Source organism: uncultured Mailhella sp., from assembly GCF_944324575.1.
In the GTDB taxonomy this organism is placed as follows: Bacteria; Desulfobacterota; Desulfovibrionia; order Desulfovibrionales; family Desulfovibrionaceae; genus Mailhella.
Genome location: NZ_CALUWV010000020.1, coordinates 20891 through 31376 on the forward strand (window position 1 = coordinate 20891; position 10486 = coordinate 31376).

Genomic DNA, 10486 nt, shown 5'->3' on the forward strand with positions numbered 1-10486 from the left:
TAGAATCTTATGCTGTCGGCTTTAGCCTTCGCTCCTGATCTTCTTCAGCAGTTCTTCCGTTTTTTCTTCCATGAGGGCCCTGTTTCCGCGGCTTTCCACGTTGAGGCGCAGCACGGGTTCGGTATTCGAGCCGCGCAGGTTGAAGCGCCAGTCGGGAAAGGCCACGGAAAGGCCGTCCACATGCGTGACTTCTGCGCCGGGAAGGGCGGCATAGTCGGCTTCCACGCGCCTCAGCACGGCGGATATGTCATCCACGCGTGAGTTGATTTCTCCGCTGCACGGAAAGGCGCTGATGCGGTAATTCACGCACTCGGCCAGCGTTTTTCCGGAGTCGCTCAGAAGCTGAGTCACGAGCAGCCACGAGATCATGCCTGAGTCGCAGTAGGCGAAGTTGCGGAAATAGTGATGGGCGCTCATTTCTCCGCCGTACAGAGCATCTTCGGCACGCATCCTCTCCTTGATGAAGGCATGGCCGGTCTTGGACTCTATGGGCACGCCACCGGCCCTGCGAACCACGTCCTGCGTGTTCCAGGTGAGGCGCGGATCATGAATGATCTTGGCGCCGTGGTGTCTTTTCAGAAGCGCTTCGGCTATCATGCCCACGATGTAGTAGCCTTCAATGAAGCGGCCTTCGGCGTCGTAAAAGAAGCAGCGGTCGAAGTCGCCGTCCCAGGCCAGGCCGAAGTCGGCTTTGCATTCGCGCACGGCCCGGGAAGTGAGCGCACGATTCTCCGGCAGAAGGGGATTGGGCACGCCGTTGGGAAACGTTCCGTCCGGTTCGCCGTGGATGAGCTCTATGTTGAGAGGCAGACGGTCGGCCAGCTTTTTGATGACAAGTCCGGCGCAGCCGTTGCCGGGATCGGCCACGATGCGGAAGCGCTTGAACGACTCTGGATGCACATAGCTCAAAAGATGCTCCACGTATTCGTCGCGGAGGCTTGCTTCGGTGAAGCTTCCTTTCAGCTGTGCGGGGATGTTCTGCCCTTCGGCAATGCGGTCGCGTATGGTGAAAAGTCCGGAATCGCCGCTCACGGGAACGGCGCCGCCACGCACCATCTTGAAGCCGTTTTCGTCGGCCGGGTTGTGGCTGCCCGTTACCATGATGCCGCCGTCGAAGTTTTTGGCAAAGGCGGCGTAATAGATTTCTTCGGTGCCGCACATGCCTGTGCCGGTCACGTCCGCGCCCGCTGCGCGCAGGCCGTCGGCCAGCGCATGATAGAGCGCAGGGCCGGAAAGACGGGCGTCGTGTCCGATGACCACGCGTTTTGCGCCGAAATGCCTGGCGTAGGCATAGCCGATCTGGCGGGCCATTTCCTCATTCAGCGTAGAAGGATATTTGCCGCGGATATCATAGGCCTTGAAGCCGGAAAGATTCATGCTTTGGTCTCCCCCGCCCGCCCGTAGTCATCCTGCAGGCGTACGATGTCGTCTTCTCCGAGATAGGCTCCGGACTGCACTTCAATGAAAACGAGCGGAATGGTGCCCGGATTCTTGATGCGGTGCTTCATGCCGAGCGGGATATAGACGGATTCGTTTTCCGTGAGCAGGCGGCTGCTGTCGCCTATGGTGACTTCGGCGGTGCCGCTCACCACGATCCAGTGTTCCGCCCTGTGGTAGTGGAGCTGAAGAGAATTTTCTTCTCCGGGATCCACCACTATGCGCTTGACCTGGAACCTGTCGGAAAGGACCAGCGTTTCATAGCTGCCCCAGGGACGGTACACCTTGAGGTGAATGTCGGATTCCGGACGCTTTTCCAGCTTAAGCTTTTCCACCACGTGCTTTACGTCCTGGGACTTGCGGCGATCGGTGATGAGAATGGCGTCGCGGGTTTCCACCACGGCAAGATCGTGGACGTCCAGAGCGGCGATGAGACGGCCGGAGCTGCGCAGATAGCAGTTGCTGGCATTTTCGACGATGACGTCGCCCTCGCAGGCATTGCCGTTGTCGTCCTTGGGCGACACTTCATAGAAGGCTTCCCAGGAGCCGAGATCGCTCCAGCCGCAGTCCACCGGGACCACGGCTGCCTTTGTTGTGTGTTCCATGACGGCGTAGTCTATGGAGTCCGACGGCGACTGGCAGAATGCCTCTCCGGGGCGTATGAAGGAAAGATCGCTGCCCCGTTGTTCCCAGGCTTTTTTTGCGGCCTGCCAGATGGAGGGGGCAAAGAGTCTGAGTTCCTCAAGGTAGGTCGACGCCCTGAAGAAGAAGATGCCGGAGTTCCAGTAATGGCCGCCTTCGGTCAGCATGGCTTTTGCCTTGTCTTCGGATGGCTTTTCAAGAAATCGGTCGACCCTGAACACGCCGCTGTTGATTTCGGCGCCGCGCTTGATGTAGCCGTATCCTGTTTCCGGGCTCGAAGGCTCTATGCCGAAGGTGACCAGCATTCCTGATTCGGCGGCGGAACGGGCCAGATTGACGGCATCGCAGAATTTTTCGGGATGTGCGAAACGATGATCGGAAGGCAATACCAGAAGCATGGAATCCTGCTGTTCCAGCGCAGCAAAGGCTGCCAGGGCAATGGCCGGGGCCGTGTTGCGACTGATGGGCTCAAGAATGATGGTGCCGCTTTTGCCTTCTTCATTCATGGCTGCGCTGGCGTAGAAGCGGTAGGCATCGTTACTGACGATGATGGGGGCTTCCGTATCCATGATGGCATCGGTACGGTTGAGCGTTTCCTTGAAGAGGTTGCTGCCGTTTCCAAGAAGCATGAACTGTTTGGGGTACTTGGTACGGGACGCGGGCCACAGGCGTGTCCCTGAGCCGCCGCAGAGAATGACGGGTTGAATTTTCATGGTATTCCTATCATTTTTCTGGTTGTAACTGAATCAGCGTTTCCGGCTTGTAATGTCCCATGATGTCGCGAACGACGCCGGAGCTCAGTCCCCGGCGGAGCATGGTGTCGGCAAAGCTGTGCCGAAGGTCCTGAAGGCGCAGTTCCGGTCTGCCGAGTCCGGTGCGCAGCAGATTCCACGCGTAGAACAGCGACGTGAGCTGTCCGCCGGACGGCGACGAAAACAGCCACGGCACGCCTTTTTTGCGGGGAAGGGTATGAATGAATTCCAGCGCTTCGCTGTTGAGGGGAATGTGCCGCGTGCGTTCCGTGTAGGTGCCTCTGCTCAGAAGCACGCCTTCGTCTTCAAGCACGTCTTCCCATCGGGCAGAGAGAATTTCCGTCTTGCCCGCCCCGGTGAGCAGAAGCAGATGGATGGCACGCACGCCGGGAAGGGCGGCGTATTCCTTGAAAAGCTCGGTGAGACGCCGCATCTCATCCGGCGACAGTACGTGCGGGGCGCGGCGGGAAGGCACGCGGGGGCACTCGGCGTTGCGGAAGGCGGCATCGCTTTCGAGCGCTTTCCAGCGGACGGCGCAGTTCAGCACGTATTTCAGCAGCCAGAACACGCGGTAACAGGTGCTCTCCGACAGTCCCGCCTTTTTTAACGACAAAAGCCACTCGTTGATGCTTGAGGCAACGATGGACTCGAGAGAACGCGCGCCGAGATGGGGAAGAACGTACTTCTCCAGATAGCGCTCGTCGGTCTGCCAGCTGCGCTTGTGCTCACGAATGAACGGAAGATAGCGCGCGCTGACAAACTCCCGCAGACTGGAAAAATGTTCCTTCTGACGAGAGGAATCCGGCGTTGTTTTGGCGGTCATGTTGTCCCTCTGGCCCGCGTTAAAAAGGTGTACCTTCTTGGCATTTATAATCAATTTGCCAGCAGAAAAATCAATATCAAATAACCCCACAAAAAACCAGCAAAAAAATTTTTTCCAAAAAGCGGGTTCCCTTTGCCGAAAAGGTACACTTTTCCGCTATGTTATCGCGATGTAACGGATTGGATGGGCTTTTGTTGTGCTTTGCATTTTCGGGGAAAATTTACATAGTATTATGTAAATAATATGATAAAAATAATGCTGTCAGTTTTTTTTCTTGCCCGGGATGACAGGAACATACGTTGAAAACTTGGTGTAAAAACGTAGCATTTTTTAATTATATCAATAGTTCTGCCATGTTGGAGAAGGGCGGACGCTGAGTTTCGGAGAGGAACCGAAGATGGGGCGCGCTCGGAAAAGAATGTTCGACGGCGGGGAAGGCCGGACGGTACGCGTCGGAACGAAACGCGGGGCAGACGCGGGGACTATGGGGCGGAAGATTGGAGCGCGGAAGGGGGCTGGACAGGAAGGCCCGGACGGCTTATCTGCGCCGGTGCTCCGGCGAGCTGTGCGCTTTGCCAAGGTGAAGGGACGGCTTTTCCCCGGCAGGGGAGGGCGTCTGCGCTGCTTTTGCGGCCAGCGTGCTGAGGTTCGACGGCTGATTCGTGCCGTGGAACAGAGTAGTTTAATGGAACTGCCGGTATCTTTTATTGTTTCTTGAGAGAAGTCTGTTTTTTCTGTCAGTCTTCAAGCGGACCCGATATAATGAAATGGCATGTCGCGCATGCTCTTGAGAGAGGCGTGATTGCCATTTTTTTCATGATATTCTGCACTGATGCCGTCAAATTGCAGACTGTTTTGGGGAAGAGCTCTGGACAAGATTGCGTTTTGGTGTTCAAAATGACGATAAAATATCTGTTCGAAGGCATGAAAAGTCATCCTTCCTGTGCAAAGAAGTCATTATGAGCCGTTGCAGTACAGAAGACAGAGCCTCTGAGGTATACCAGAATGTGCGTTCGGCGTTGCTTTGCGCCGTTAACGATCTGCATGGTGATGCATATCCACGCAGACTGGCATGGGATATGTCGGGAAAACTGCATGTTCCTGCCTATATCGTCTTCCGGATATGCATGGATCTTGTCGAGCGCGGGGAACTTGTCATGCGTCACGACAGGATTCGCGGCGGCACAAAGGCATTCTCCTGCAGAAGCATGCCGGAATTGCACAGTTCTTTCGGCGCGGTCCTGCTGCAGGGAGATTTGTATAAGGATCAGCGCCGGGGGCGCTGGGATTTTTTCCGCGAGCTTGTGGCCTACTACGTTGAGTGCGTCCGCCTTGAGGAGGGATCGACGGCCCATGCCCGGCAGAATTCGCTGGGGAAGCAGTTTCTTTTTCTTTCCGAGACGGGGCGCTGGTATCCCAGAGACAACGTGCTGTGGCGGAAGACGCTGCCTTTTGCGGACGCTTCGGGCACGCTCAGGGATCTGTGGCGCAATGCCGACACCACCACGCTCATGCTGGGCTATCCGGTAAGCGCCCTGGTGGGACAGGACGGCAGCGTGTTTCTTCGGCCCGTGTTCTGTTACGTGCTGGATCATCGCTTCACGTCGGCCGGTCTGGAGCTTCGGGCCCGACTTGCCCGGCCTTCCGTCAACAAGGAGTGGCTTGAACGGGCCTTCTCCAAAGGCAGTGAAAGGCGGGCCTTTCTGGAAGCCTGCGGCATGTACGCTTCCATGGACGGGGATGAAGGAGAGAATGGCGGCGGGGATGAAGGGGTTACGGACGACGACGCTCCGGACTTTTTTCGTCTGGCGCAGATTCTCTCCTCGGCCGACGAAAGGCATATACGGGAGCCGCTTGATCCGCGCTGCGTTTCGGACAGCCCCGTTGATCCGCAGGACGGAAGCGGCATCTACAACCGGGCCGTCATTATGGCCAGCCGGTGCAGCAGATACATAAAGAGGCTTGTCGCCGAGCTTCAGACCATTGCAAGGACTCCTGACGAGCTGCTCGACCAGACGGCGCTTGCTCATGTGTTTGCGGAAGGATCGCCTTGTGCGGAAAGCGCTGGTCCGGCTTCGGGGGGCGTGGCGTCGGAGCATCCTTTGACGGGCACGCAGCGGCGGGCGGTCGCATCGCTTATCACAAGTCCGCTGACCGTCATTCAGGGGCCGCCCGGAACCGGCAAGAGTCAGGTGGTGGCGGGGGCGGTGTTCAACGCGAGGCTTCGCGGCCGGTCGGTGCTCATATCGAGCTACAACCACAAGGCCATCGACGCCGTGATGGAGCGTCTGGAGCCTGTGACGCAGGGCAGGCCGCTGGTGGCTCGCTGCAACGACAAGGCGGACCCCAATCTTTCCTTCGGCATGCAGAAGGCGCTCAAGGCCATGCTTTCCATGCCCGAAGGCGACGGGACGGATGCGGAACTGCTGGAGGATTTCTGTCGTCTGCTTGATGAGCAGGGCAAACGAAGCCTTGAGGCGGACGAGGTGGAGCAGTATGGCCGAAGGCTCGGCGATCTCGGGGCGGACATCGCCGCCAAGGTTGCGGCAAGGCCGTATCTTTCGTCGTTTTCCGAGGGGGATATCAAGGATCTGCCGCTGTACCGGGAAGCCGCCCGGCTGGCGCGGACGTGCGGGGACACAACGGCCCTGCGCATGTTTTTTCTGCGGGGGAGGCCCGGGGCGCTCTGGTGTCTGCACAGGGCGGGCAGGGCTCTTTTGAGGCACTGGAAAAAGGGACCGGTATATTCGTGGCGCGCGGACATGAAGCCCCTTGCCGGGGCCTTTGAGGAGGTGGCGCACGTTCTTGGGCTCATGGAGCAGAGACAGGAATGCGAAGCGCGCTTGAAGGCCATGCCGTCGCTGGAAGCTTTGAGCGAAGAGGTCGCCGGGCTGGACAGCCTTGTCAGGGCGCAGATGCCCGGCGTGAAGCGGCGTGAGTCAGTGCTTCGCGGGCATCTGCCGCAGGGGGTGGAAAAGTCGGCGCTGAAGGGGCTTGAGAGCGCGCTTGCCTCGGCGAAAAGCGCGCTTGTTTCCGCCGACGTGCTGAAACTGCTCTATAAGGAGCTGCCGGAAAAGCTGCCCGTGGTATTCCAGACCTTTCCCTGCTGGGCGGTGACCAGTCTTTCGGCGGGGCGCTACATACCGCTTGTTCCGGCGCTGTTCGATCTCGTGCTCATCGACGAGGCCAGCCAGTCGAACATTCCTTCGGCCATACCGCTGCTTTTTCGGGCGAAGCGGGCGGGGGTGATAGGCGACCCGAGGCAGCTGCGATTCGTTTCCCACATGACCGCCGATCGCGAGGCACTGCTTCAGCGCGAGCTTCACATGACGTCCATGAAGGATCTGCGCTTCACCTTTGCGGACAATTCTCTTTACGACCTCGCTTCGGGCTCCGATGTCGCAATGTCGTTTCTGCTGGACTGCACGTTCCGCAGTTCCGGCGACATTGCCGCATATTCCAACCGGCTCTTTTACGGCGGCAGGCTGAGCGTGGGTACCGACGAGGGACGGCTCAACCGTCCGAAGGGGGCTTCGGGCGCGGTGGAATGGCGCTGTGTGCAGGGAAATATATGCCGCGGTGCGGGCCAGAGAAGCTGCTGGTGCGGCGAAGAGGTGGAAGAGGTGACGGCACTTGTGCGGGAACTTCTTGTCACGGCCCGCTTTGAAGGCACCATGGGCATCGTCACGCCGTTTCGGGAGCAGGCGCAGCGCATAGAGGACAGGCTGGAGATTTCGGGCATCGACCGGGAGCTTCTGCGCCGGGCGTGCGTGCATGTGGACACGGCGCACGGCTTTCAGGGCGACGAGCGCGACGTGATGATATTCAGTCTTTGCGGCGGCGACGATCTGACGAGCGGCGCGCTGCATTTTCTTCGGGAAAATCCCAATATTTTCAACGTGGCGGTGAGCCGTGCCCGGGCCATGCTCTACATGGTGGGTGACCGGGAATGGGCGGCGCGCTGCGGCATGAACCACATCGAGCTTCTGGCGGAGCCTGCGCGTCTCAGGGCCGTGCCTGCTCATAAGACGGCGTGGTATCCCTACGAGTCGCCGTATGAGAAGATGCTGGCCGAGGCTCTGCAGAAGGCGGGACTTGATCCGCTGCCGCAGGTTCCCGTTGGATATCGCAGGCTGGACCTTGCCCTGCGTGATTCTTCCCGGCCGGAATGTCGTCTGGATATTGAGGTGGACGGAGCCTGTCACCGGGATGCCGGAGGGCACCGAAGGAGCGACGATCTGTGGAGAACGCTGGAACTGAATGCGGCCGGATGGCGGGTGATACGCTTCTGGACGTATGAGCTGAGGGAAGATCTGCCCGGCTGCGTGGCCCGGGTGCAGAAGGTATGGAACGAGATGCGCGAGCAGCATGGCTCGAAGGCGGAAGCATGACGGAGAAGAAGACGATGACGCTGGGCAGGTTTTTCCCGCCTCTCTGGCTTTTGGGAGCGGGGGCGCTGGGAGCCGCGGCGCTGTGCATATACATAGGGGCCGGAGTGATGGACGCCGAAGAGCGTCGTGCGGACCTTGAGGGAAGACTCGCGGAGCACCGGCAGATGCTTGAAGAGATGCCGGTCATGAAGCAGGAATTCGACGATCTTGGGAAACGTCTTGCGCAGGCGCGGTCCGAGAAGGCGGCGCTTGAGGCGTCGATTGCCGGACTTCGCGGAGAAGAAGACGCGGTACGAAGGCTTATTGCTCAGCGCGACGGCGCCGTGGCACAGCGCGACGAGGCAGACAGAACGCTGCGTCTTTTTCAGGAGCAGCAGAGTGCGCTTCTGAAGGACAAGGCTCAGGCGGAACAGGACAGGGCGGCGCTCATGCAGGAGCTTGTGAGCCTGAGGGGGGAGCGGGACGGCCTTCTGGCCGGCGTGGAAAAGGCGAGAAGCGAGCTTGCCGACCTTGAAGCCCGCACGCAGGCGCAGAAGAAGCTGAACGAGCTTGTGCAGAAGGAACAGAAGGAGCTGGAAGGATTCAGCGCGCAGGTGACCGCCGCGCTCGGACGCTTCATGTCTTCTGCGGATGCCATGGCCGAGACGGGAAACACGCTTGCTGCCCGGGGTGAGAAGATGAGGCAGGAGGTCGAAGCTTTTGCCGGGGCGCGTGAAGCCATGCAGAAGAGACACGATGAGGCCGTGAATGCCTTTGAAAAGGCGGTTTCTGCCGACGCCGAGGCGCACAGGCAGGCTGTGATGACGCTCAGAAAGCAGGCGGAGGCCGTCAGTGCGGAGGCCGGAGAATTTTCGCATCGGATGGACGAGGGGAGAAAGGCCGTTTCGGAAGTGACGTTGAGCTTGCAGGCCATGCAGAAGGACATGACGGCTGCCGACAAGACACTTCAGAAGGTGGCCGCCATGGCCTCGGCGCTTTCCGAAGCCCGAAGCACCCTCGATGCGGCGGTGAGCGAGGTCGTCAGGCGAAGCGGCGAGCTTGAGAAGAGCGTGCAGGAGCTTTCGCAGGAAAGTGCGGCGCTGCGTGAAGGCAGGGCTTCTCTGGAAGAGACGCGCAAGGCGCTGGATGCGGCGGCGGGTGCGGTTTCGCAGCGAAGCGGCGAGCTTGAGAAGAGCGTGCAGGCGCTTTCGCAGGAAAGCGCGGCGCTGCGTGAAGGCAGGGCTTCTTCGGAAGAGAACGGAAAACAGCCGGCCGTACGGGGACTGATGACGGAACAGGGGCAGAACGCCTCGGAAAACAATGAGAGTGTCGTTCCGGCGGAGCTTGAGCCGGTTCAGGAACAGCGATAAGGAGCGTCGGCCATGCCCGTGAGCATATCCGTACCCGTGATGAGCTGGATGATCGCCCTGTTGGCGTTTGTGGTGCTGGTCTTTTTCGTGTTTGCCATGGTGCTTTATCTGCGGCGCTGCATCAGCAGCGTGTCGCGGCAGTATCAGAACACGGCGGACCTTTCCAGCGCCGTAGCCCTGCTTGAGGCCGACAAGGCAGCGCTGGAAGGCGTTATTTCGACGCAGAAGGGAGAGCTGCAAAAGCTGGATGGAGAGCGCAAGGAGCAGGAGGCCGTAAGGCATGACATTCTTGCTCTGGAATCCAGACACAAGGAACTTGAGAGCGCCATCGAGGGTCTTGTGGCCATGCAGGCGGAAAAACACGATCTGGAGGCACGAATAGCCGACAGACGCAAGGAACTGGGGAGCGTTAATGCGGAGCTCCAGGAAGCCTTGAGAATGAAGGAGGAGCTGGCAGGTATTCGTGCGGAGTACGAGCGCCTGCAGAAGATACTTGAACGGAAGATGGATATAGAGGCTGCCGTCAGGTCCGGCGAGTCACGGATGAAACAGAACGAGCAGACGATGAAAGAGCAGGAAGAGAAGCTTTCGGCCGGGCAGTCCCGTCTTGATGCGCTGGACGGGGAAATAGCGCCGCTGGAAAGGAAGCGAGAGGGGCTTGAAGGCAAATGTTCGGAGCTGAGTGAGCAGCTTTCGGCCCTGCGAGACCGGAATGCCGAGATGCAGGCGCAGTTTGCGGCGCTGAACACGCAGCTTCCGGTGCTGAAGAAGGCGGCGCAGGAACAGGAAGAGGCCTGCCGCAAGACAAGTCAGCGCATGGAGGAGCTTCGCCGGGAACAGGCTGCGCTTGAGGCCGGAAGCCGGGAGCTTGCCGGAAAGCGCGAGAGCGCGGAGCGGGAGCTTTCGGACATTCAGAAGCGGCACGCGGAGGCGAAGACGGAATTTGCGGCGCTGAACACGCAGCTTCCGGTGCTGAAAAAGGCGGCGCAGGAACAGGAAGAGGCCTGCCGCAAGGCAAGTCAGCGCATGGAGGAGCTTCGCCGGGAACAGGCTGCGCTTGAGGCCGGAAGCCGGGAGCTTGCCGGAAAGCGC

At 59.5% G+C, this 10486-nt stretch carries 6 protein-coding genes; 3 read left to right on the top strand and 3 right to left on the bottom strand.

Going from position 1 to position 10486, the window contains the following annotated elements; translation table 11 throughout:
• Nucleotides 1-21: 21 nt before the first annotated feature.
• From Q0J81_RS04160 to Q0J81_RS04170, 3 genes are read right to left on the bottom strand one after another with little or no spacing between them, the layout of a single operon-like run.
• Nucleotides 22-1377, bottom strand: a complete 1356-nt coding sequence (locus tag Q0J81_RS04160; RefSeq protein WP_294446177.1) for a phosphomannomutase — start codon at nt 1375-1377, stop codon at nt 22-24.
• Complete coding sequence (locus Q0J81_RS04165) at nt 1374-2792, bottom strand: mannose-1-phosphate guanylyltransferase/mannose-6-phosphate isomerase (RefSeq protein ID WP_294446178.1); 1419 nt, start codon at nt 2790-2792, stop codon at nt 1374-1376. Before Q0J81_RS04165 ends, Q0J81_RS04160 begins: the two co-directional genes overlap by 4 nt.
• 10 nt (nt 2793-2802) lie before the next feature.
• Nucleotides 2803-3654, bottom strand: a complete 852-nt coding sequence (locus Q0J81_RS04170; protein ID WP_294446179.1) for a tyrosine-type recombinase/integrase — start codon at nt 3652-3654, stop codon at nt 2803-2805.
• A gap of 1127 nt (nt 3655-4781) precedes the next feature.
• Between Q0J81_RS04170 and Q0J81_RS04175 the strand changes: the two genes are divergently transcribed.
• From Q0J81_RS04175 to Q0J81_RS04185, 3 genes are all read left to right on the top strand, one after another.
• Complete coding sequence (locus Q0J81_RS04175; RefSeq protein WP_294446180.1) at nt 4782-8045, top strand: AAA domain-containing protein; 3264 nt, start codon at nt 4782-4784, stop codon at nt 8043-8045.
• Entirely contained in the window at nt 8042-9394 is a 1353-nt protein-coding gene (locus Q0J81_RS04180; protein WP_294446181.1) for a hypothetical protein, read from the top strand. Before Q0J81_RS04175 ends, Q0J81_RS04180 begins: the two co-directional genes overlap by 4 nt.
• 12 nt (nt 9395-9406) lie before the next feature.
• On the top strand, nt 9407-10486 hold a 1080-nt coding region (locus Q0J81_RS04185; RefSeq protein WP_294446182.1), incomplete at its 3' end, for a hypothetical protein.

Bases quoted from the DNA above. Each gene is read 5' to 3' on its own strand.
- Q0J81_RS04160 (WP_294446177.1), bottom strand. From the start codon at position 1,377: ATGAATCTTTCCGGCTTCAAGGCCTATGATATCCGCGGCAAATATCCT.
- Q0J81_RS04165 (WP_294446178.1), bottom strand. From the start codon at position 2,792: ATGAAAATTCAACCCGTCATTCTCTGCGGCGGCTCAGGGACACGCCTG.
- Q0J81_RS04170 (WP_294446179.1), bottom strand. From the start codon at position 3,654: ATGACCGCCAAAACAACGCCGGATTCCTCTCGTCAGAAGGAACATTTT.
- Q0J81_RS04175 (WP_294446180.1), top strand. From the start codon at position 4,782: ATGGATCTTGTCGAGCGCGGGGAACTTGTCATGCGTCACGACAGGATT.
- Q0J81_RS04180 (WP_294446181.1), top strand. From the start codon at position 8,042: ATGACGGAGAAGAAGACGATGACGCTGGGCAGGTTTTTCCCGCCTCTC.